19 protein-coding genes and 1 pseudogene are annotated in these 21,344 nt (G+C 70.3%); 10 read left to right on the top strand and 10 right to left on the bottom strand.

The features are described 5' to 3' along the window. Nucleotides 1-27 precede the first annotated feature (27 nt). Nucleotides 28-1,296, bottom strand: coding sequence for a hypothetical protein (locus tag ACWV17_RS32375; protein ID WP_455362461.1), 1,269 nt, complete (start codon nucleotides 1,294-1,296; stop codon nucleotides 28-30). A gap of 296 nt (nucleotides 1,297-1,592) precedes the next feature. Here ACWV17_RS32375 and ACWV17_RS32370 point away from each other — a divergent pair, with 296 nt between their 5' ends. The 6 genes from ACWV17_RS32370 to ACWV17_RS32345 all read left to right on the top strand — a co-directional run bounded on the left by ACWV17_RS32370 (nucleotide 1,593) and on the right by ACWV17_RS32345 (nucleotide 9,665). Further along, nucleotides 1,593-4,130 carry a bifunctional SulP family inorganic anion transporter/carbonic anhydrase gene (locus ACWV17_RS32370; RefSeq protein WP_455362460.1) on the top strand — a complete coding sequence of 846 codons (2,538 nt, stop codon included), beginning with the start codon at nucleotides 1,593-1,595 and terminating at the stop codon, nucleotides 4,128-4,130. A 164-nt stretch (nucleotides 4,131-4,294) separates the two neighbouring features. Then, nucleotides 4,295-6,292 carry an acetate--CoA ligase gene (acs, locus tag ACWV17_RS32365; protein WP_455362459.1) on the top strand — a complete coding sequence of 666 codons (1,998 nt, stop codon included), beginning with the start codon at nucleotides 4,295-4,297 and terminating at the stop codon, nucleotides 6,290-6,292. A 235-nt stretch (nucleotides 6,293-6,527) separates the two neighbouring features. Then, nucleotides 6,528-7,925, top strand: a complete 1,398-nt coding sequence (gene nhaA / locus ACWV17_RS32360) for a Na+/H+ antiporter NhaA (protein ID WP_455362458.1) — start codon at nucleotides 6,528-6,530, stop codon at nucleotides 7,923-7,925. Between the two features lie 47 nt (nucleotides 7,926-7,972). Beyond that, a complete protein-coding gene (locus ACWV17_RS32355; RefSeq protein ID WP_455353765.1) occupies nucleotides 7,973-8,437 on the top strand; it encodes a phage holin family protein in 465 nt (154 codons plus the stop codon). After that, entirely contained in the window at nucleotides 8,434-9,372 is a 939-nt protein-coding gene (locus tag ACWV17_RS32350) for an alpha/beta fold hydrolase (protein WP_455353766.1), read from the top strand. Before ACWV17_RS32355 ends, ACWV17_RS32350 begins: the two co-directional genes overlap by 4 nt. A gap of 113 nt (nucleotides 9,373-9,485) precedes the next feature. Then, nucleotides 9,486-9,665: a hypothetical protein gene (locus ACWV17_RS32345; RefSeq protein WP_455362457.1), complete on the top strand. Its 180-nt coding sequence runs from the start codon at nucleotides 9,486-9,488 to the stop codon at nucleotides 9,663-9,665. Between the two features lie 34 nt (nucleotides 9,666-9,699). Here the strand turns inward: ACWV17_RS32345 and ACWV17_RS32340 are convergent, their stop codons facing one another. The 3 genes from ACWV17_RS32340 to nth all read right to left on the bottom strand — a co-directional run bounded on the left by ACWV17_RS32340 (nucleotide 9,700) and on the right by nth (nucleotide 12,758). Next, nucleotides 9,700-10,899, bottom strand: a complete 1,200-nt coding sequence (locus ACWV17_RS32340) for a MarP family serine protease (RefSeq protein ID WP_455353768.1) — start codon at nucleotides 10,897-10,899, stop codon at nucleotides 9,700-9,702. Between the two features lie 105 nt (nucleotides 10,900-11,004). Beyond that, complete coding sequence (locus ACWV17_RS32335; protein ID WP_455353769.1) at nucleotides 11,005-11,700, bottom strand: NUDIX hydrolase; 696 nt, start codon at nucleotides 11,698-11,700, stop codon at nucleotides 11,005-11,007. A 170-nt stretch (nucleotides 11,701-11,870) separates the two neighbouring features. Then, nucleotides 11,871-12,758 (bottom strand): endonuclease III, encoded by an 888-nt coding sequence (gene nth / locus ACWV17_RS32330; RefSeq protein WP_455362468.1) that lies wholly within the window; start codon nucleotides 12,756-12,758, stop codon nucleotides 11,871-11,873. Nucleotides 12,759-13,009: 251 nt separating this feature from the next. On the opposite strand from nth, the gene ACWV17_RS32325 reads away from it, so the two are divergent. After that, nucleotides 13,010-13,684 carry a Crp/Fnr family transcriptional regulator gene (locus ACWV17_RS32325; protein WP_455353770.1) on the top strand — a complete coding sequence of 225 codons (675 nt, stop codon included), beginning with the start codon at nucleotides 13,010-13,012 and terminating at the stop codon, nucleotides 13,682-13,684. Nucleotides 13,685-13,775: 91 nt separating this feature from the next. On the opposite strand, the gene ACWV17_RS32320 is transcribed toward ACWV17_RS32325, so the two are convergent. The 4 genes from ACWV17_RS32320 to ACWV17_RS32305 all read right to left on the bottom strand — a co-directional run bounded on the left by ACWV17_RS32320 (nucleotide 13,776) and on the right by ACWV17_RS32305 (nucleotide 16,612). Next, entirely contained in the window at nucleotides 13,776-14,606 is an 831-nt protein-coding gene (locus ACWV17_RS32320) for an MBL fold metallo-hydrolase (protein ID WP_455353771.1), read from the bottom strand. Next, nucleotides 14,603-15,475: an NUDIX hydrolase gene (locus tag ACWV17_RS32315; protein WP_455362456.1), complete on the bottom strand. Its 873-nt coding sequence runs from the start codon at nucleotides 15,473-15,475 to the stop codon at nucleotides 14,603-14,605. Before ACWV17_RS32315 ends, ACWV17_RS32320 begins: the two co-directional genes overlap by 4 nt. Before the next feature lie 502 nt (nucleotides 15,476-15,977). After that, nucleotides 15,978-16,457, bottom strand: coding sequence for a RidA family protein (locus tag ACWV17_RS32310; protein WP_455362455.1), 480 nt, complete (start codon nucleotides 16,455-16,457; stop codon nucleotides 15,978-15,980). Then, nucleotides 16,454-16,612 (bottom strand): DUF4177 domain-containing protein, encoded by a 159-nt coding sequence (locus ACWV17_RS32305; protein ID WP_003967454.1) that lies wholly within the window; start codon nucleotides 16,610-16,612, stop codon nucleotides 16,454-16,456. Before ACWV17_RS32305 ends, ACWV17_RS32310 begins: the two co-directional genes overlap by 4 nt. Before the next feature lie 84 nt (nucleotides 16,613-16,696). On the opposite strand from ACWV17_RS32305, the gene ACWV17_RS32300 reads away from it, so the two are divergent. Further along, complete coding sequence (locus ACWV17_RS32300; RefSeq protein WP_455362467.1) at nucleotides 16,697-17,674, top strand: ArsA family ATPase; 978 nt, start codon at nucleotides 16,697-16,699, stop codon at nucleotides 17,672-17,674. Further along, nucleotides 17,671-19,014 (top strand): ArsA family ATPase, encoded by a 1,344-nt coding sequence (locus ACWV17_RS32295; protein ID WP_455362454.1) that lies wholly within the window; start codon nucleotides 17,671-17,673, stop codon nucleotides 19,012-19,014. Before ACWV17_RS32300 ends, ACWV17_RS32295 begins: the two co-directional genes overlap by 4 nt. A 35-nt stretch (nucleotides 19,015-19,049) precedes the next feature. Here the strand turns inward: ACWV17_RS32295 and ACWV17_RS32290 are convergent, their stop codons facing one another. Further along, nucleotides 19,050-19,394: a WhiB family transcriptional regulator gene (locus ACWV17_RS32290; protein WP_455353775.1), complete on the bottom strand. Its 345-nt coding sequence runs from the start codon at nucleotides 19,392-19,394 to the stop codon at nucleotides 19,050-19,052. 482 nt (nucleotides 19,395-19,876) lie between these two features. Here ACWV17_RS32290 and ACWV17_RS32285 point away from each other — a divergent pair, with 482 nt between their 5' ends. Then, the gene (locus tag ACWV17_RS32285) at nucleotides 19,877-20,578 is read left to right on the top strand and encodes a hypothetical protein (protein ID WP_455362453.1); all 702 of its coding nucleotides are present in this window, start codon (nucleotides 19,877-19,879) and stop codon (nucleotides 20,576-20,578) included. Nucleotides 20,579-20,583: 5 nt separating this feature from the next. Here the strand turns inward: ACWV17_RS32285 and ACWV17_RS32280 are convergent. After that, nucleotides 20,584-21,344 (bottom strand): annotated as a pseudogene (locus tag ACWV17_RS32280) (transposase); the annotation flags it as partial.

Here is a 21,344-nt window from a genome sequence, read left to right as displayed (position 1 = left end):
CGCACAATCGCTCCGGCCGAGGCCCGGCTAGCGCTGACCGGCGGGTTCGGCAGGGCCCGCCGGGGCGGCCGGCCGGACGGTCAGGAATTCCGCCCAGCCCTCCTTCGGCGCCTTGCCGACGCCGAGGGTGCGCATTCGCTCGATCAGCCGCGGGTCCTGGGCGTCCAGCCAGTCGACGAGCTGGCGGAAGGACACACAGCGCACGTCCCGCTGGACGCAGACCGTCTTGATGGTCTGCTCGATGGCGCGCATGTACGTGCCGCCGTTCCAGGACTCGAAGTGGTTACCGATGATCAGCGGGGCGCGGTTTCCCCGGTACGCGCGCTCGAACGCCCGCAGCAGCCCGTCGCGCATCTGGTTGCCCCAGTATCTGTGCATCGACCGGGGGCCCTGGGAGGTCGTGCCGGACTGGTTCACCATGAAGTTGTAGTCCATGGAGAGCGTCTCGAACCCCCGTCCGGGCATCGGGACCAGCTGGAGCGGCAGGTCCCACAGGCCCTCGGTCTTCTTCGGCCAGAGCTGCTTGCTGATGCCGCTGGAGTCGTACCGGAATCCCAGGTCCCTCGCCGCCCGCATGAAGTTGCGCTGACCCTCCAGGCAGGGGGTACGGCCGCCGATGAGCTCCTCGTCGTAGTCGAAGGGCAGGGGCTTCTCGTCCGGCAGGCCGGCGTGGGTCTTCCAGTTCTTCACAAAGGACTTGGCCTGCGCGATCTCGCTCTTCCACTCCTTCACGGACCAGGTCCCGACCCCGCCTTCGGGACCGCAGAAGTGGCCGTTGAAGTGGGTGCCGACCTCGTTGCCGTCCTGCCAGGCGCCGCGCAGATGCTTCACGGTCTCCTCGATGCTCTCGGGGTCACCGAAGCCGATGTCCGAACGGCCGCGGGCGTGCTGGGGAGGGTCGTAGAGGTAACGTTTCTCCTCAGGCAGCAGATAGAGCCCGCTCAGGAAGTACGTCATCTGCGCGTCGTACTTCCTGCCCACCTCGCGGAAGTGGGAAAAGAGCCGCTGACTGTCCTCGCCCGCGCCGTCCCACGAGAACACCACGAACTGCGGGGGCTTCTGGCCGGGTTTCATCTTCTCCGGCTTCGGGATGTTGGGCTGGCGGCCCGTGTACGCCGTCGAGCCGTCGCCGATCAGACGGACCGCCCCATCGGGGGCGGCCGGGGCCGCGCGCTCCCCGCCCTGCGCCCCCCTCGCACCCTCCTTGGCGCGCCCGCCGCCGACGCAGCCGACGACTCCCACCGCCAGTGCCGCGGCCACGATGCAGCCTGCGGCCTTCTTCGTGGCGGCCATCATCCGCCCACCTCTTCCCAGGTTGTCTCAACGTCGACTGGGTCGACCGCCGCCGCCGACACGGCGCGCGATTCAACGTCGCACGCCTGGGGTCAAGGAAAGACATGACAAGCCGTATTAAATGACTATTCACTCCGAAGAGTGAATGAAGGGGCTATTTGCCCCATATATCCCACGATCGCCTTTACTCTGCATTACGATTCATTTACCGAGAGTTGAGAATCCCGCCGCTGTACAGCCGTGACCCACGGCCGCGACCCACTTTCCGCGACCGCGCAGCCCCGGAGGAGACGGGAAACATGTCTGCCTGCGTCCCCACCCGCACCGACCGCTCTTCACCCACGAACCCCAGCCGGCGGCCCCACGGCCCCCCGCCCGAGGGCAGCCGGCGCTTCCGCCGCCTGGGTCCCGACCCCGGCGCCGATCTATCCGCCTCGATCGCCGTCTTCCTGATCGCGCTGCCCCTGTCCCTCGGCATCGCCCTCGCCACCGGCGCCCCGCTCCAGGCCGGCCTGGTGGCCGCCGCCGTCGGCGGCATCGTCGCCGGGCGGCTCGGCGGCTCCCCACTGCAGGTCAGCGGGCCGGCCGCCGGACTCACGGTGGTCACCGCCGAGTTGATCCAGCAGTACGGCTGGCGCACCACCTGCGCCATCACCGTGCTCGCCGGAGTCGCGCAACTCGGACTGGCCTTCCTCCGGACCGCCCGCTCAGCACTGATGGTCAGCCCCGCCATCGTGCACGGGATGCTGGCGGGCATCGGCGTCACCATCGCCCTCGCCCAGCTGCACATCGTCCTCGGCGGCACGCCGCAGAGTTCCGCCGTGGACAACGTCCTCGGGCTGCCCGCCCAGTTGGCCGACCTGCACCCGGTGGCGCTGGGCATCAGCGCGCTCACGGTCGTCGTTCTGCTGGCGTGGCCGAGAGTTCCGGGCCGCACCGGCCGGCACCTGCGGAAGGTCCCGGCCGCTCTCGCGGCCGTCGGCACCGCGACCGCCGTCGCCGCGCTGGCGGGACTGAGTCTGCCGCGAGTGGACCTGCCGTCCTGGCGCAGCCATGCCCTGCCCGAGATGCCGCAGGGAGCGGTGCTGGGCATCCTCGCCGCCGTCCTCACCATCACCCTGGTCGCCAGCGTCGAGTCGCTGCTGTCCGCGGTGGCCATCGACAAGCTGGCGGCCGCGCGCAAGACACCCGCGTCCGCCCCAGGGGCGCCCCGGGCCGTCCGGCCCCCGCGCACGGACCTCGACCGGGAGCTGCGCGGCCAAGGCGCCGCGAACATCGTCTCGGGAGCACTAGGCGGCCTGCCGATCACCGGGGTCGCGGTGCGCAGCGTGGCAAACGTCAACGCCGGTGCGGTGAGCCGCAGATCGACGATGCTGCACGGCGTGTGGGTACTGCTCGCCGCCGGGCTGCTCGTTCCCGTACTGGACCTGATCCCCCTCGCCGCACTGGCCGCCCTGGTGATGGTTGTCGGCGTCCAGATGGTCAACATCACGCACATGCGCAGCGTCACGCGGCACCGCGAAGTGGTCGTCTACGCGGCGACCGGCCTCGCCGTCGTACTCGCCGGAGTGTTGGAGGGGGTCGCCGTCGGGATCGCCGTGGCCGTGGCCGTCGCACTGCAGCGGCTGGCGAGAACCCGGATCACCTCCGAAGTACGGGACGGGGTGCACCGCATCCGCGCCCGCGGGCAGTTGACCTTCCTGGCGGTCCCCCGGCTGAGTCGGACACTGAACCAGGTCCCGCAGGGTGCCGACGCCATAGTGGAACTGGACGGGTCCTTCATGGACCACGCGGCGTACGAGACGCTGCACGGCTGGCAGGAGGCGCACATCGCCCATGGCGGCGCGGTCGAGGTGACCGGCCGAGCCGGTGCCCGGATCGCCGAGCTCGGCCAGGCGGCGCACACCTGCTGCCGGCCCTGGACGCCGTGGCGCAACCACTGCGACCACAAGGTGGCCGCGGCTGCCGCCCCGGCGGCCGAGCCCACCGAGGACGCCCGCAGCTCCGCTGCCGCGCACTCCTCCCCGGGACCGGAGACATCCGAGAAGTCACAGAAGCCACAGACGTCACAGGACAGCAGCCAGGGCTCCCCGCAGACGCGCGGGCAACTGGCCAGCGGCATCAGCGCCTTCCAGCGCGACACCGCGCCTCTGGTCCGGAGTGAGCTGGCCCGGCTGGCGCGCGAGGGACAGCAGCCCTCGCAGCTCTTCCTCACCTGCGCCGACTCGCGGCTGGTCACCAGCATGATCACCTCCAGCGGGCCGGGCGATCTGTTCACCGTCCGCAATGTGGGCAACCTGGTGCCGCTGCCGGGCGCCGAGTCAACGGACGACTCGGTCGCGGCCGCCATCGAGTACGCGGTGGACGTGCTGAAGGTGAACAGCATCACCGTCTGCGGGCACTCCGGCTGCGGGGCGATGCAGGCCCTGCTGAACGCGACACCGGGAACACCCGGCGCGACTGGTGAACCCGGTCCACCCGATACGCCGCAGACTCCGCTGCTCCGCTGGTTGCGGCACGGGCTGCCCAGCCTGGACCGGATGGCAAGCCGGGATCACGCCTGGGCACGGATCTCCGGCCGGGCGGTGGCCGACGCGGCGGAGCAGCTGTGCCTGACCAACGTGGTGCAGCAGTTGGAGCACCTGCGCGCTCACGAATCGGTGGCGCGGCGGCTCGCGGAGGGCACCCTCGAACTGCACGGGATGTACTTCCACGTCGGCGAGGCCCAGGCCTACCTGCTCGCCTCCGGAGACCGCGCCTCCGGGGACGGCGGCGCCTCCGCAGGTGCGGTGTTCGACCGCGTCGCGCCGGCGGCGCTCGTGGAAACACCCGCCTGAACGGCCTGAACCCTTCTCCCTACCTGTCCGTGAGACCGTATGGGCCCTCCCCTGGCACACGATTCTTCGCGTGCCAGGGGAGCGGCCGGAGGCCTCAACGGACCACACAGGTCTAAACCAATTTCCGGTAGCCCCTTGTCACCCGGCCATCGGCCTGATGAGCTATGACCCGGGACACAACGGACACCCTGGGAAAGGGAGATGTCGTGAGCAACGAAAGCCTGGCCAACCTGCTCAAGGAGGAGCGGCGGTTCGCGCCGCCGTCCGGACTGGCCGCCCATGCCAACGTCACGGCGGCGGCATACGAACAGGCCAACGCGGACAGGCTGGGCTTCTGGGCCGAGCAGGCCCGGCGGCTGACCTGGGCCACCGAGCCGACCGAGACCCTGGACTGGTCGAATCCGCCCTTCGCGAGGTGGTTCGCCGACGGCAGGCTCAACGTCGCGTACAACTGCGTCGACCGCCATGTCGAGGCGGGCAACGGCGACCGCGTGGCCATCCACTTCGAGGGCGAGCCCGGTGACAGCCGCGCCCTCACCTACGCCGAGCTCAAGGACGAGGTCTGCAAGGCCGCCAACGCCCTGACCGAGCTGGGCGTCCAGGCGGGCGACCGGGTCGCGGTCTACCTGCCGATGATCCCCGAGGCCGTCATCGCGATGCTGGCCTGCGCCCGTGTCGGCGCCGCGCACTCGGTGGTGTTCGGCGGCTTCTCGGCCGATGCCATCGCCTCCCGCATCCAGGACGCCGACGCCAAGCTGGTCATCACCGCGGACGGCGGCTACCGGCGCGGCAAGCCCTCCGCGCTCAAGCCCGCCATCGACGAAGCCGTCGCCAAGTGCCCGCAGGTCAAGAACGTCCTGGTGGTCCGGCGCACGGGGCAGGAGACCGCCTTCACCGAGGGCCGGGACATCTGGTGGGACGAGATCACCGGCCGCCAGTCCGCCGAGCACACCCCCGAGGCGTTCGAGGCGGAGCAGCCGCTCTTCATCCTCTACACCTCCGGTACAACGGGTAAGCCGAAGGGCATCCTGCACACCTCCGGCGGCTACCTCACCCAGACGTCGTACACCCATCACGCGGTCTTCGACCTCAAGCCGGAGTCCGACGTCTACTGGTGCACCGCGGACATCGGCTGGGTGACCGGCCACTCGTACATCGTGTACGGGCCGCTGTCGAACGGCGCGACCCAGGTCATCTACGAGGGCACGCCGGACACCCCGCACCAGGGCCGGTTCTGGGAGATCATCCAGAAGTACGGCGTGACGGTGCTCTACACCGCGCCGACCGCGATCCGTACGTTCATGAAGTGGGGAGACGACATCCCCGCCAAGTTCGACCTGTCCTCGCTGCGCGTTCTCGGCTCGGTCGGCGAGCCGATCAACCCCGAGGCCTGGATCTGGTACCGCGAGCACATCGGCGCCGGCAAGACGCCGATCGTCGACACGTGGTGGCAGACCGAGACCGGCGCGATGATGATCTCGCCGCTGCCGGGTGTCACCGAGACCAAGCCCGGCTCGGCGCAGCGCGCCCTCCCCGGCATCTCGGCCACCGTCGTGGACGACGAGGCGAACGAGGTCCCGGACGGTGGCGGCGGTTACCTCGTCCTCACCGAGCCGTGGCCGTCCATGCTCCGCACGATCTGGGGCGACGACCAGCGCTTCCTCGACACCTACTGGTCGCGCTTCCCGGGTAAGTACTTCGCGGGCGACGGCGCCAAGAAGGACGAGGACGGCGACATCTGGCTGCTCGGCCGGGTGGACGACGTCATGCTCGTGTCCGGCCACAACATCTCGACCACCGAGGTCGAGTCGGCGCTCGTCTCGCACCCCAAGGTCGCGGAGGCGGCGGTCGTGGGGGCCGCGGACGAGACGACCGGTCAGGCCATCGTGGCGTTCGTGATCCTGCGCGGCACCGCGTCCGAGGACGAGAACCTCGTCAACGACCTGCGCAGCCATGTCGGTGCGACGCTCGGCCCGATCGCCAAGCCCAAGCGGATCCTGCCGGTGGCCGAGCTGCCGAAGACGCGGTCCGGCAAGATCATGCGCCGGCTGCTGCGTGATGTCGCGGAGAACCGGGAACTCGGAGACGTCACCACGCTCACCGATTCCTCGGTCATGGACCTGATTCAGACCAAGCTGCCGAGCGCGGCCACGGAGGACTGATCCGGCCCCGGTCCCCGCGACCCCCAGGGCATGAGGGCTTCCGGCGCCTGGCGCCGGAAGCCCTCATGCCGTGAAGCGATGATCACCGGGTAGGCCACTGACTGCCCGGGTAAAGTAAGCACGCGTCAACAACACGACAAAAGTCTCATAGGTGCGCCGGGAAGTCTGGTCGGCAACTGCTTTGTCATGCCATCAGTCATGTCATCACTGCCGTACCGACCGGAGGTCTCCCGCCGTGGCCGCGCCCACCCCCACCCCCCGTAAGTTCCTCGGCCGGCTCTCGCTCCCCGAGCGGACCTACGTGGCGGACGCGCTGCGCACCGAGACCGTCGGCGGCGTACTCCTGCTGGTCGCCGCGATCGCCGCCATCATCTGGGCCAACACCCCCGTGCAGGAAAGCTACGAGAGCGTACGCGGCTTCCACATCGGCCCCGCCTCTCTCGGCCTCGACCTCTCCCTCCAGCACTGGGCCGCCGACGGCATGCTCGCCGTCTTCTTCTTCGTCGCCGGTATCGAGCTCAAACGTGAACTGGTCGCGGGCGAACTGCGCGACCCCAGGGCCGCCGCCCTCCCTGTCATCGCGGCGATCTGCGGCATGGCCGCGCCCGCCGGCGTCTACGTCCTGGTCAACGTGCTCGGCGGCGGCTCGCTGAAGGGCTGGGCGGTCCCGACCGCCACCGATATCGCGTTCGCCCTCGCCGTGCTCGCCGTCATCGGCACCTGGCTGCCGTCCGCGCTCCGCGCCTTCCTGCTCACCCTCGCCGTCGTCGACGACCTCTTCGCCATCCTCATCATCGCCGTCTTCTTCACCAAGGACATCGACTTCGCGGCGCTGGGCGGCGCCGTGGTGGGCCTCGTCGTCTTCTGGCTGCTACTGCGCAAGGGCGTACGCGGCTGGTACGTCTACATCCCGCTCGCCCTCGTCATCTGGGGTCTGATGTACAACAGCGGCATCCACGCCACCATCGCCGGTGTCGCCATGGGTCTGATGCTGCGGTGCACCCGGCGCGAGGGCGAGGACCACTCCCCCGGCGAGCACATCGAGCACCTGGTGCGCCCGCTGTCGGCAGGCCTGGCCGTGCCGCTGTTCGCGCTGTTCTCCGCCGGGGTTTCCGTCTCCGGCAGCGCACTGACGGACGTCTTCACCCGGCCCGAGACGCTCGGCGTCGTCCTCGGCCTGGTCGTGGGCAAGACGATCGGCATTTTCTGCGGCACCTGGCTGGCCGCCCGCTTCACCAAGGCGGAGCTCAACGAGGACCTCGCCTGGCCCGATGTGCTGGCCGTCGCCTCGCTCGCCGGGATCGGCTTCACCGTCTCGCTGCTGATCGGTGAACTCGCCTTCGCCGAGGACCCGGGGCTCGCCGACGAGGTCAAGGCCGCCGTGCTGCTGGGCTCGCTCATCGCCGCCGTACTCGCGGGAAGCCTCCTCAAACTGCGCGACCGCAAGTACCGCGCGCTCAGCGCCGAGGAGGAACGCGACGAGGACAGGGACGGTATCCCCGACATCTACGAGCAGGACAACCCCGAGTACCACCTGCGGATGGCCGCGATCTACGAGGAGAAGGCCGCCGAGCACCGCCGGCTGGCGAAAGTGGCGGCAGGAGCGGGCAGGGACGGCGACAGTCCGGCATGATCGGACATCACATCCGTAGCAGACAGGCTGAGAAGAGGAGAGAGCTGATGAGCGCAGCGGACCAAGGGGCCGAGCGCAGTCTCGGCCAGCTGGTCGCCTCGGCCACCGCCGAGATGTCCGCCCTGGTGCACGACGAGATCGCACTGGCCAAGGCCGAACTGCGGCAGGACGTCAAGCGGGCGGGTATCGGGGGCACCGCCTTCGGTATCGCGGGAGTGCTCGCGCTGTTCTCCCTGCCCGTACTGAGCTTCGCCGCCGCGTACGGCATCCACAACCTGGGACTCGGTCTGGCCTGGTCCTTCCTGATCGTGGGCGGAGCGTTTCTGCTGATCGCCGGGCTGGCCGCGCTGCTCGCCCTGACCAAGTTCAAGAAGGTCAAGCCGCCGGAGAAGTCCATCGCCTCGGCCAAGCAGACCGCCGCCGTCCTGGGGACCGTGAAGCCGCATCCCCGGCCCGTCACCGGCCGCCCGGTCAGTGACAAGCCGGTGGCTGTGGCACGCTCATCTTCATGACGGCCCCTGATTCCGGCTCCGGTACACCTTCTTCTGTCGTACGTCCCGACGGTCCCTGGACCCATCGGGACGTCGCGGCCAATGGTGCGCGCTTCCATATCGCGGAGCTGGGTGACGGGCCGCTGGTGCTACTGCTGCACGGCTTCCCCCAGTTCTGGTGGTCCTGGCGGCACCAGCTGACCGCCCTCGCCGACGCCGGCTTCCGGGCGGTGGCGATGGACCTGCGCGGGGTGGGTGGCAGCGACCGTACGCCCCGGGGTTACGACCCGGCGAACCTCGCCCTCGACATCACCGGCGTCGTCCGCTCCCTCGGCGAACCGGACGCGGCGCTGGTCGGACACGACCTGGGCGGCTACCTCGCCTGGACCGCGGCCGTGATGCGGCCCAAGCTGGTGCGCAGGCTGGCGGTGTCGTCCATGCCGCATCCGCGCCGCTGGCGGTCCGCGATGCTCTCCGACGTCAAGCAGACGGCGGCGGGGTCATACGTCTGGGGCTTCCAGCGCCCCTGGATCCCGGAGCGCCGGCTCGTCGCGGACGACGGGGCCCTGGTGGGCGACCTCATCCGCGACTGGTCCGGGCCCCGGCTGCCGGACGAGGAGGCCGTCGAGGTCTACCGGCGCGCGATGTGCATCCCTTCCACGGCGCACTGCTCGATCGAGCCGTACCGGTGGATGGTCCGCTCGATGGCACGGCCGGACGGCATCCAGTTCAACCGCCGGATGAAGCGGCCGGTCCGGGTCCCGACCCTGCATCTGCACGGCTCGCTGGACCCGGTGCTGCGTACGCGCAGTGCGGCCGGGTCCGGGGAGTACGTCGAAGCGCCGTACCGGTGGCGGCTGTTCGACGGCCTGGGGCACTTCCCGCACGAGGAAGATCCGGTGGCTTTCTCGACCGAACTGGTCAACTGGCTCAAGGACCCCGAACCGGACCGCTAGGTTCAGCCAATGAGGGAACAGTTGTCTGACGAACAGCCAAATGCCTCCCGCATAGGCCAATTGGCCGCCTCGGAGGCGGTTACCGACCATGGGGCACGGGCAGACGTCGGGGTATGGGCTGGACGCACGACTACGGTGACGCACCACGCAACCGCCGCTCCGCGACTTCGCTGAGCACCCACGAGAGGGGCGGCCCGCAAGACCAGGGCCACGATCCCCGGCTCGGCATTCCGCTTATCCTCCGCCGCCGGGCCCGCTGGGTCTCGGCGCGCCTGCGTCACCCTCGTACCTGAGACGCAGGCGTTCGTACCCGAGTCGCCGGCGCGCTCAGAGTGCGCAACCCTGACTGTCGACCTGCTGGTTCGCCGCGAGGCCGAGCCGGATGTCCTCGCGGACCTCGTCGACCGTCAGCGCGTACCCGGTGTCGGGGTCGTCCAGGGACTTCGCGAACACGACCCCGTACACCTTGCCGTCGGGCGTGAGCAGCGGGCCGCCGGAGTTGCCCTGGCGGACCGTCGCGAAGAGCGAGTAGACGTCACGCTGCACGGTGCCGCGGTGGTAGATGTCCGGACCGTTGGCGTTGATACGGCCGCGGACCCGGGCGGCCCGGACGTCGTACGCCCCGTTCTCCGGGAAGCCCGCGACGATTGCGCTGTTCCCGCTGCGCGCATCGGCCTCGGCGAACTGCAGCGGGGGCGCGTCGAGCGTCGGCACGTCCAGGACCGCGATGTCGCGCTGCCAGTCGTAGAGCACGACCTTCGCGTCGTACAGCTTGCCCTCGCCGCCTATCTGGACGGTCGGCTCCTCGACGCCGCCGACCACGTGCGCGTTGGTCATCACCCGGCGGTCGGCGAAGACGAAGCCGGTGCCCTCCAGGACCTTGCTGCAGCTCGTCGCCGTACCGACCACCTTGACGATGGACTGCTTCGCCCGGGCCGCCACCGGGCTGTTGGCCAGCGCCGGGTCCGGGGCCTGCACCTCGGTGATGGGCTCGTTGGAGAAGGGGCTGAAGACCTGCGGGAAGCCGTTCTGCGCGAGCGCCGAGCTGAAGTCCGTGAACCATGTGTCGGCCTGGTCGGGCATCACCCGGGAGACGCCCAGCAGCACCTTGGAGTTACGGACCTCCTTGCCCAGGGTCGGCAGGGAGGTGCCGGCGAGGGCGGAGCCGATCAGCCAGGCCACCAGCAGCATCGCCACGACGTTCACCAGCCCGCCGCCGGTGGCGTCCAGAGCGCGGGCCGGCGACCAGGTGATGTGCCGTCTCAGTCTGCTGCCCAGGTGCGTGGTGAAGGCCTGCCCCACCGAGGCGCACACGATGACGATCACGACGGCGACGATCGCAGCCGTCATCGAGATCTCGGCCTCGCCGGTCAGCTGGTCCCAGATCAGTGGGAGCAGGTAGACGGCGACGAGCCCGCCGCCGAGAAACCCGATCACCGACAGGATGCCCACGACGAAGCCCTGGCGGTAGCCCACGATCGCGAACCACACGGCGGCGACCAGCAACAGGATGTCCAGCACGTTCACCGAATTTGCCTCTCATGCCTCGTGCCGGTCACCCCGTCCGGCCCGACTGTCCGGCCGGGGGTCCGGAGGTGCCCCCCGGAAAGACGCAGCACGGGGGCCACCGTCTCATGCGCGCCAGTCGAGCGGGACCTGCTTGGCCCGGTCCCATGGCCGCTCCCAGCCCGCGAAGTACAGGATCCGGTCGATCAGACCGGCGGTGAACCCCCAGACCAGAGCCGATTCGACAAGAAATGCGGGGCCTTGGTGCCCTCGCGGGTGCACGCACGTGACCCGGTTGTCCGGGTCAGTGAGATCCGCCACGGGGACCGTGAAGACCCGGGCCGTCTCGGCCGGATCCACCACGCCCACCGGGGTCGGCTCACGCCACCAGCCGAGGACGGGGGTCACGACGAATCCGCTCACGGGGATGTACAGCCGGGGCAGCACCCCGAAGAGCTGCACACCCGCCGGATCCAGCCCGGTCTCCTCCTGGGCCTCGCGCAGCGCGGCCCGCAGCGGGCCGGTGGTTCCCGGATCACCGTCCTCCGGATCGAGGGCGCCACCGGGGAAGGAGGGCTGCCCGGCATGCGAGCGCAAGCTGCTCGCCCGCTCCATCAGCAGCAGCTCGGGGCCCGCCGCGCCCTCTCCGAACAGGATGAGCACGGCGGACTGACGGCCCAGGCCACTCTCCGGGGGCAGAAAGCGGCTGAGCTGCTGCGGCTGCACGCTCTCGGCGGCACGCGCCACCGGGGTCAGCCACTCGGGCAGACCCCGGCTCGTCACGGCGACCTCGCCGTCGTACGTCTCGCTAGCACGTGTCATAGGCACCCCCGTCGTCTCTCACAACGCCTGACGTCCGGCAGATCGTTCCGGCCACCCCGCCGTTCCTCAAGGGGCCACACTGTCGTTTCTCACGGGCCCACTCTGTCGCCGCTCAAGGAACCACCCTGTCGCTGGCTCCTCGAACGACGACCCATCCCTCTTTCAAGCGTTCAAGCGTCATTCGCAGCCGCAGCCGAAGCCTCGTCCGCAGTCGAATCCGCTCCCGGAGCGGCCGCCGGCTTCCCCGGGAGCCCTCCTGCCGCCAGATACTCCGGCGGCGGGCTCAGGCGCTGCCCCGGATAACCGCCCATCTCGTACTTCAGGAGCTTCTTCGCCTTCTCCGGGTCCGTCTCCCCTTCGCCGTACGCCGGGCACAGCGGCGCGATCGGGCAGGCGCCGCAGGCGGGCTTGCGGGAGTGGCAGATCCGGCGGCCGTGGAAGATCACTCGATGCGAGAGCATCGTCCAGTCGCTCTTGGGGAAGATCGCCGCCATCTCCGCCTCGATCTTCACCGGGTCGTCCTGCTCGGTCCACTTCCACCGGCGCGCCAGCCGCATGAAGTGGGTGTCGACCGTGATCCCGGGGACCCCGTACGCGTTGCCGAGGACGACGAAGGCCGTCTTGCGGCCCACCCCCGGCAGCGAGACCAGATCGTCGAGGCGGCCCGGCACCTGGCCGTCGAAGTTGTCCCGCAGGGCCGCCGACAGACCCATGAGCGACTTCGCCTTGGCCCGGAAGAAGCCGGTCGGCCGGATGATCTCCTCCAGCTCCTCCGGGACCGCGTCCGCCATCTCCTCCGGCGTCGGATACCTGGCGAAGAGGGCGGGGGTGGTCTGGTTGACCCGCAGATCGGTGGTCTGCGCGGACAGGACCGTCGCCACCAGGAGCTCGAACGGGTTGCGGAAGTCCAGCTCGGGATGGGCGTACGGATAGACGTCGGCCAGCTCCCGGTTGATCCTGCGCGCACGACGGACCATGGCTAGTCTGGATTCCGGTTTCGCCTGTTTTGTCGTCTTTGTTGCGGGCGCCACCTTCTTCGCGGGCTTGCGTTCGCCCACAGCGGAATCGCGGGCTGCGTTCACTCGCGCGGCCCCTTTGGCCTGTGCTCTCACCGGCGTATCGGACACCCGGCCAGCCTAAAGGCAGGGACTGACATCCGCCCGGCCGCGGCGGAACACCACTCCAATTGGCCCCCTGCCGCACAGCACCCCACACACGTCCGGCAAACTTGTGATTGATCGCACGGTGAGAACCGTCCGGCAAAATGGGGACCACGGTCCCCTGAGCAGGTCGACATAGGAGAGAACTCGTGGACGACGTTCTGCGGCGCGCCCCGCTCTTCGCGGCGCTCGATGACGAACAGGCCGCGGAGCTCCGCGCCTCGATGAGCGAGGTGACCCTCGCACGCAGCGACGCCCTGTTCCACGAGGGCGACCCCGGTGACCGGCTGTACGTCGTCACCGACGGCAAGGTGAAGCTGCACCGCACCTCCCCCGACGGCCGCGAGAACATGCTGGCCGTCCTTGGCCCCGGCGAGCTCATCGGCGAGCTGTCGCTCTTCGACCCGGGTCCGCGTACCGCCACCGCCACCGCGCTGACCGAGGTCAAGCTCCTCGGCCTCGGCCACGGCGACCTCCAGCCCTGGCTGAACGTCCGCCCCGAGGTGGCCACGGCCCTGCTGCGCGCCGTCGCCCGCCGGCTGCGCAAGACCAACGACCAGATGTCCGACCTGGTCTTCTCCGACGTGCCGGGCCGCGTGGCCCGCGCGCTGCTGGACCTGTCGCGCCGCTTCGGCGTGCAGTCGGAGGAGGGCATCCACGTGGTGCACGACCTCACGCAGGAAGAGCTGGCCCAGCTGGTCGGCGCGTCCCGCGAGACGGTCAACAAGGCCCTCGCCGACTTCGCCGGCCGCGGCTGGCTGCGTCTTGAGGCGCGTGCGGTGATCCTGCTGGACGTGGAGCGCCTCGCGAAGCGCTCGCGCTGACGCCACCGGCAAACGTTCGTACGTATGGAAGGGGCGCCCCGCTCACCGGCGGGGCGCCCCTTCGTACGCACGCGGCCCAGGGCAGCCCGGCCTAGATCAGGCCGTGTTCCTGCAGGTACTCGAGCTGCGCGCGTACCGAGAGTTCCGCCGCCGGCCAGAGCGAGCGGTCCACGTCCGCGTAAACGAGGGCCACCACCGCCGACGGCGCCGAGTGGCCGTTCTCCACGGCCGTCTCGACCTGCGCCAGCCGGTGGGCGCGGTGGGCCAGGTAGAACTCGATCGCGCCCTGGGCGTCATCGAGTACCGGTCCGTGGCCCGGCAGGACCGTGTGGACCCCGTCGTCGACCGTGAGCGAGCGCAGCCTGCGCAGGGAGTCCAGGTAGTCGCCGAGGCGGCCGTCGGGGTGGGCGACCACTGTCGTACCGCGGCCGAGCACCGTATCGCCCGTCAGCACCGCCCGGTCGGCAGGCAGATGAAAGCAGAGCGAGTCGGCGGTGTGGCCGGGAGTCGGCACCACGCGCAGCTCCAGGCCGCCGGTGGTGATCACGTCCCCGGCCGCCAGGCCCTCGTCACCGAGGCGCAGGGCCGGGTCGAGGGCGCGCACCGGAGTGCGCGTCAGCTCGGCGAAGCGCCCGGCGCCCTCCGCGTGGTCGGGGTGGCCGTGGGTGAGGAGGGTGAGCGCGATCCGCTTGCCGGCCTTCTCGGCGGTGGCGACGACCGCCCGCAGATGTACGTCGTCCAGCGGGCCCGGGTCGATGACGACGGCCAGGTCGGAGCCGGGCTCGGAGACGATCCACGTGTTTGTGCCGTCGAGGGTCATCGCCGAGGCGTTGGGGGCCAGCACATTGACGGCCCGGTCGGTGGCGGGCCCGGTGAGGACACCGCCGCGCGGCTGGCCGGGGAGGGCTGTGGCGTCGGTCATCGGGTACCTCCTGACGGGAGGTGCTTGGTGAATTCGTCGTGGCCCGGCCAGCTGAGCACCAGCTCGCCCTCCTCCAAGCGTGCCTCGGCCAGTACGGGTGTGAGATCACGGCCGGTGGCCCCGGCCAGTGCCGCCGCCGCCGTCGCGTACGGCTGGAGCCCGCGGAGCGTCGCAATCGTCGGCGGCATCATCAGCAGCTCGCCCTTGTCGTACCCCTCGGCGGCCTCGGCGGGGCTGATCCACACCACCCGGTCCGACTCGGTGGAGACGTCACGGGTGCGCTGTCCCTCGGGCAGCGCGGCCACGAAGAACCAGGTGTCATACCGGCGCGGCTCGAACTCGGGGGTGATCCAGCGCGCCCAGGCCCCGAGCAGGTCGGAGCGCAGCAGCAGGCCCCGCCGGTCCAGGAAATCCGCGAAGGACAGCTCGCGGGCGACCAGGGCGGCCCGGTCCGCCTCCCAGTCGTCGCCGGTGGTGTCGCTGACCACCGTGCCGGCCGTCGGCCCGGCGAGCAGGACGCCCGCCTCCTCGTACGTCTCACGGACCGCCGCGCACACGATGGCCTGCGCGGAGCCGGTGTCGGTGCCCAGCCGCGCGGCCCAGTCGTCGAGCGACGGGCCGGCCCAGCCGACCAGGTGATCGTCGTCGCGGGGGTCCACACCGCCGCCGGGGTACGCGTACGCGCCACCGGCGAAGGCCATGGAGGTGCGTCGGCGCAGCATGTACACGGCGACGGCGGGCCGGGCGGCGGAATCGCGCAGCAGCATGACGGTGGCGGCCCGCTTGGGGGTCACCGGCGTGAGTTCGCCGCTGGCGAGGGCGCGGATGCGGTCGGGCCATTCCGGCGGGTACCACTGACCATTGGACATGGCCGGATGCTATGCGCTGCCGCTGGGATGTTCGAGAGCCAACCTCCCCGGCCCCCCTGGCCACGGCGCCCTGCCCCGCCCGAGCCCGTGCCCTGGCCGCCTGGGTGCGGGCCCTGGCCCGTCCGGCCATGCACCGGTCGCGCTTCGCCGCCCGTGCACCGGCCCGCCTCGCGGCTCAGGCTCGGGATGCGCCTCGCTGCCGCGCCCGGGCTCGGCATCGCTGCCGCGTCAGGGGCACGTCTCGCCGCCCGGGGGGGCGGGCCGTGCGCCACCGCGCGGGCCGGGCCAGGCGGCGGGCCGACGAGTCGGAGCGGCGACCGCAACGGGCGGCGGGGCAGGCCGACACGCGGGCCGACGGTCGTAACCGCCCTCTGGTCCGGGCCGACGGGCCCGGACCGCGGCCGTATGCCGACGCCGCGCCGGCCGGCGGCCGCATCCCGGCTGCCCTACCGGGCCGGGCCGCGCCCTCGGTTCGTTCCGACGGGCCGGCCCGGCGCTTGGCTTACTCCGGGAGGAGTTCGACCTGAACCTCGAGCTCCACCGGCGCGTCCAGCGGCAGCACCGCGACGCCCACCGCGCTGCGGGCGTGGACGCCCTTCACGCCGAGGACCTCGCCCAGCAGCTCGCTCGCACCGTTGATCACGCCCGGCTGGCCGGTGAAGTCGTGCGCCGAGGCGACGAACCCGACCACCTTCACGATGCGCGCGATGCGGTCCAGGTCGCCGGCGACCGACTTGACGGCGGCCAGGGCGTTCAGCGCACAGATGCGCGCCAGGTCCTTGGCCTCCTCGGCGGTCACCTCGCCGCCGACCTTGCCGGTGACCGGAAGCTTGCCCTCCACCATCGGGAGCTGGCCCGAGGTGTAGACGTACACGCCCGACCGGACCGCCGGCTGATACGCGGCCAGCGGCGGGACGACCGCGGGGAGAGTCAGGCCGAGTTCAGCGAGCTTGGCCTCGACGGCGCCGTCGGCGGTGCTCATGCCTTCTCCCGCTTGAGGTAAGCCACCAGCTGCTCGGGGTTGTTCGGCCCGGGCACGACCTGGACGAGCTCCCAGCCGTCCTCGCCCCAGGTGTCCAGAATCTGCTTGGTCGCGTGCACGAGCAGCGGCACGGTCGCGTATTCCCACTTCGTCATGGAGCCGAGCGTAATGCCTGAGAAGGGCAGCCTCGTGCGTAGCCCGGGGCCCGACTGGTTAGGCTCGAAGACGTGAGCAGGGACGTGAGCAGGCTCCAGGTCGTCAGCGGCAAGGGCGGTACCGGAAAGACCACGGTCGCCGCCGCACTCGCGCTCGCCCTCGCGACCGAGGGCAGGCGCACACTTCTGGTGGAGGTGGAGGGCAGACAGGGCATCGCACAGCTCTTCGGGGCGGAGGCCCTCCCGTACGAGGAACGGAAAATCGCGGTCGCACCGGGCGGCGGCGAGGTGTTCGCGCTGGCCATCGACGCCGAGCGGGCGCTTCTCGACTACCTCCAGATGTTCTACAAACTGGGCAGCGCGGGCCGGGCGCTGAAGAAGCTCGGCGCCATCGACTTCGCGACGACCATCGCCCCGGGCGTACGGGACGTCCTGCTGACGGGCAAGGCCTGCGAGGCCGTCCGCCGCAAGGACAAGCAGAACCGCTACGCGTACGACTACGTGGTGATGGACGCCCCGCCGACCGGCCGAATCACCCGCTTCCTCAATGTGAACGACGAGGTCGCGGGCCTGGCGAAGTTCGGGCCGATACACAATCAGGCGCAGGCCGTGATGCGGGTACTCAAGTCCCCGGAGACGGCGGTCCATCTGGTGACGCTGCTCGAGGAGATGCCAGTCCAGGAGACCGCCGACGGCATCGCCGAGCTGCGTGCCGCCGAACTGCCCGTCGGCCGGGTCGTGGTGAACATGGTCCGGCCGCACCTGCTCGACGAGGAGGCCCTGCGGTCGGCGGCCGGCGGCCGGCGCGCCGACGTGGCCAAGGCGCTCTCCCAGGCCGGGCTGGGCGGGGCGCGCCGCGGCGGTCTCGCCGAGCGGCTCGTGGACCCGCTGCTGGAGCAGGCCGGGCAGCACGCCGAGCGGGTCGAGCTGGAGCGTGAACAGCGGTCCGCTCTGGAGCGGCTGGGCGTACCGGCGTACGAACTCCCGCTCATCGGCGAGGGCATGGACCTCGCGGGGCTCTACCGCCTGGCATCGGAACTGCGGAAGCAAGGGACTTCATGACTCTGGACGCGGCCCCCCTGCTCGAGATCGACCCGCTGCTGGATGATCCGGGGACCCGGATCATCGTCTGCTGCGGGGCCGGCGGAGTCGGCAAGACCACGACCGCGGCGGCCCTCGGTGTACGGGCGGCCGAGCGGGGCCGCAAGGTCGTGGTCCTCACGATCGACCCGGCCCGGCGGCTCGCCCAGTCCATGGGCATCGACTCGCTCGACAACGTCCCGCGCCGGGTGAAGGGCATCGACGGGGACGCAGAAGGCGCGGGCGGCGGCGAACTGCACGCCATGATGCTCGACATGAAGCGGACCTTCGACGAGATCGTCGAGGCGCACGCGGACGGCGAGCGGGCCCGCGCGATCCTGGAGAATCCTTTCTACCAGTCCCTGTCGGCCGGCTTCGCGGGCACGCAGGAGTACATGGCCATGGAGAAACTCGGACAACTCAGGGCCCGCGACGAGTGGGACCTGATCGTCGTGGACACCCCGCCGAGCCGGTCCGCACTCGACTTCCTGGACGCACCGAAGCGGCTGGGATCCTTTCTGGACGGCAAGTTCATCCGGGTCCTGATGGCGCCGGCGAAGGCGGGCGGCCGGGCCGGGATGAAGTTCCTCAATGTCGGTATGTCGATGATGACCGGCACCCTGGGCAAACTGCTGGGGGGTCAGTTGCTGCGCGACGTACAGACGTTCGTGAGCGCGATGGACACCATGTTCGGCGGCTTCCGGACCCGAGCCGACGCCACCTACCGGCTGCTCCAGGCCCCCGGTACGGCGTTCCTCGTGGTCGCCGCGCCCGAGCCCGACGCGTTGCGGGAGGCGGCGTACTTCGTGGAGCGTCTGGCCGCGGAGGACATGCCGCTCGCCGGCCTCGTACTGAACCGGGTGCACGGCAGCGGCGCCGCCCAGCTGTCGGCCGAGCGGGCGCTTGCCGCCGCGGAAAATCTTGACGAGAGCCGCATTGTGGATCAGGAGGCCGGGAAGGCTGCTGTGGGTGATGAAACGGTCACCGACCCCCACCCGGTCACCGATTCTTCACCCGACACGGCCCCCACAGCCGAGCACACCGACGATCCCGCCGAGGAGCCGGGCGACCCCGCCATCGACCCGGACAACACGGAAGACCCCGACCAGGCGCCTTCCGTCGAGCAGTTGACCGCGGGTCTGCTGCGCCTGCACGCCGAACGCATGCAGGTCATCACGCGTGAACAGCGAACGCGTGACCGTTTCACCTCGCTCCACCCCGAAGTGGCAGTGGCCGAAGTGGCCGCCCTGGCCGGTGATGTACACGACCTCACCGGTCTGCGGGCCATCGGTGACCGGCTCGCGGCCGGTCGCCCGGCCTGAGCTGTCCGAACGGCCCGGTGGGCCGACCTGAAGGGCTAGCCCACCGCTGCGTACGTCTCGTAAACCTCGTCGGCCTCCACATCGACGGGCAGGATGCCCGTGCTGCGCTCGTACTCGGTACGAGCGGTCTCGAGCAGCCGGCGCCAGGAGGTGACGGTGGGACGCCTGCGCAGCAGTGCGCGGCGCTCCCGCTCGGTCATACCACCCCACACACCGAACTCGACGCGGTTGTCGAGCGCGTCGGCCAGGCATTCGGTCCGCACCGGGCAACCGGTGCACACCGCCTTGGCCCTGTTCTGCGCTGCCCCTTGTACGAACAGTTCATCCGGATCGGTAGTGCGGCAGGCTGCCTGCGCACTCCAGTCGGTTACCCAGCCCATGCCGGCGCCGTCCTCTCCCGAATCGAGGCTCCCCCACGGCGGCAGCGGCATATTCACCGCTGCCAGTTGAGGACGTTACGGAAGGTGGGGACAGCGCAACACCCCCTTCGGGCCCAATCTTGAATGGTCCGAACGGACTATGCGTAAGCGGCAGATCACCCGACGGAGTGAGCGGACGACATGCGTGACATACCCGGCAAGCGGGCAATTTCAGTTGGCCCACAACGGGCGCCGAACCACGCATGAGGTGGAATCGGACATGCGTCCGCCCTATTCGGGAGAGCGGAATCCGCGAGGAGGGGGGATGGGGGTTGATACAGAACCCCACGGCTGTGACAGTTGAGAGCAGCTTAGGCCAAGGCATATACGCGTGTCCGGCGAATGAGAACGTAGACACCTCACGTTGCTATGCCGTCAAGTCGGTCGGCCGTGAGGCCGGGGGTCTTCGAACAGTCCTGACCGGGCTTGGAGAGAATCCCGGCATGGTGATGGCACGGCACTGGTACTCCTCGTCGCCCGTCGTGGACGGGCACCCGCTCCTGGATGAGCCGGGCTTCTGGCCCGCGTACTTGGCGGACCTGGCTGAGGGGTTCGCGCCGGAGGCCTTCGGCACGGACGCGGGCGACGCGGACGCCATGCTGGACACGCTCCACGACCCGTCGGCGTGGCCCATGTTCACGGTGCCGCTGGTCGGCGGCTTCGCGATCGTCGTGCACTTCAACAGCGGCGAGGAGTTCACCACCACGGACTACTTCCTCACCCATCCCGACTGGAGCCAGGATCTCGTCCTGTCCAGCGACGATCAGGACCGCATCGGCCCTGGGCTGTGCTGGCCTGAGCTCGCCGCCCTGCTGGAGGCACCACCGGGTGCGGCAGGTGTCACCGACTCTCACGCCCGTCTCCTCCTTCTTCTGCCTGTTCTCGGCGACGCGGCGGTTCCGGGGGAGGCCGTGGCGGCGGTGGTCGAGGCTCTGGTCGCTCAGGGTGCTCCCGAGGCGAGCGAGGCGTTGGCCAGACACCTGCTTCAGGGGCACCCCATGTGGGGCGCCGAGGACTGGTGGTTCGACGATGACGAACAGAGCTGGCTCTGCGAGGGCGATCACAGCCCCCGCAAAGTCCCCCTCGGCGACCACCTGCCGCCACAACAGCGAGCCGCACTCGAAGCCTGCCTCACTCCCCGCTGACCGGCTCAAGCCGCGGTGACAACGGCCTCGGTGGGATGGGCCGCGAAGGCGAGCGACTCGTCGTAGGTCGTGCCCTGCTTCAGGCAGTGGTAGAGCTGTCCGATCATGCGGTTGAAGAGGTTGCGCTGGGCGGCGGCGTGCCAGTCGCCTTGTTCGCGGCGGCGCCGGTAGGGCGTTGGCCCCGGTGGATGCCCGTAGGGAGGCGAAGGCCCAGAGGTAGCCGGCGTGGTTGAGCCGGTCGTTCTTCACCCACCGTCTGGTGATGGCGGACTTCTTGCCCGAGGCACGGGTGATGGGTGAGGAGCCGGCGTAGGCCTTCAGGCCGCGGGCGTCGGCGAAGCGGGTGCGGTCGTCCCCGATCTCAGCCAGGACCCGGGCGGCGAGCTGGATACCGAGCCCTGGGAAGCTCAGCAGCACCTCGGCGTCCGGGTGCTGAGGGAAGGCCTCTCCCACCGCTTCGGCGAGGTCGTCGACGGCGGTGCAGGCCGCATCCAGTTGGATGAGGAGGGCGAGCATCTGCTTTCCGAGCGCGTCCTCGACCAGCAGCGGCTGGTGGGCCCAGTCGCCTCGGAAGACCTCGCGGAGGCGGTCGGCCTCGGCTTCGATGCCGCGCTGGCGGCCAGCTCGCTTGAGCGCGGCCTGGATCTGGGTGCGGGTCAGACGTGCGGCCCTGACCGGGGTCGGGGCCGTCTGTCGGCGTACACGTGAACGTCCCCACCCGCGTACGGATGAACGTCCCCAGTTCTTGATGCCTTGAAGGGACACC

The sequence above is a fragment of the Streptomyces mabaensis genome (assembly GCF_053763515.1).
Note: the sequence above shows the minus strand (reverse complement) of the source record. Positions and strands in the feature narration are given on the sequence as shown.

Excerpts from the sequence above, each read along its gene's own strand:
- ACWV17_RS32350 (WP_455353766.1), top strand. The coding sequence starts at position 8,434 with ATGACGGCCCCTGATTCCGGCTCCGGTACACCTTCTTCTGTCGTACGT.
- ACWV17_RS32305 (WP_003967454.1), bottom strand. The coding sequence starts at position 16,612 with ATGACGAAGTGGGAATACGCGACCGTGCCGCTGCTCGTGCACGCGACC.
- ACWV17_RS32370 (WP_455362460.1), top strand. The coding sequence starts at position 1,593 with ATGTCTGCCTGCGTCCCCACCCGCACCGACCGCTCTTCACCCACGAAC.
- ACWV17_RS32345 (WP_455362457.1), top strand. The coding sequence starts at position 9,486 with ATGGGCTGGACGCACGACTACGGTGACGCACCACGCAACCGCCGCTCC.
- ACWV17_RS32320 (WP_455353771.1), bottom strand. The coding sequence starts at position 14,606 with ATGACCGACGCCACAGCCCTCCCCGGCCAGCCGCGCGGCGGTGTCCTC.
- ACWV17_RS32290 (WP_455353775.1), bottom strand. The coding sequence starts at position 19,394 with ATGGGCTGGGTAACCGACTGGAGTGCGCAGGCAGCCTGCCGCACTACC.
- ACWV17_RS32355 (WP_455353765.1), top strand. The coding sequence starts at position 7,973 with ATGAGCGCAGCGGACCAAGGGGCCGAGCGCAGTCTCGGCCAGCTGGTC.
- acs (WP_455362459.1), top strand. The coding sequence starts at position 4,295 with ATGACCCGGGACACAACGGACACCCTGGGAAAGGGAGATGTCGTGAGC.
- ACWV17_RS32295 (WP_455362454.1), top strand. The coding sequence starts at position 17,671 with ATGACTCTGGACGCGGCCCCCCTGCTCGAGATCGACCCGCTGCTGGAT.
- ACWV17_RS32285 (WP_455362453.1), top strand. The coding sequence starts at position 19,877 with ATGGTGATGGCACGGCACTGGTACTCCTCGTCGCCCGTCGTGGACGGG.
- ACWV17_RS32335 (WP_455353769.1), bottom strand. The coding sequence starts at position 11,700 with ATGACACGTGCTAGCGAGACGTACGACGGCGAGGTCGCCGTGACGAGC.
- ACWV17_RS32310 (WP_455362455.1), bottom strand. The coding sequence starts at position 16,457 with ATGAGCACCGCCGACGGCGCCGTCGAGGCCAAGCTCGCTGAACTCGGC.
- ACWV17_RS32315 (WP_455362456.1), bottom strand. The coding sequence starts at position 15,475 with ATGTCCAATGGTCAGTGGTACCCGCCGGAATGGCCCGACCGCATCCGC.
- ACWV17_RS32375 (WP_455362461.1), bottom strand. The coding sequence starts at position 1,296 with ATGATGGCCGCCACGAAGAAGGCCGCAGGCTGCATCGTGGCCGCGGCA.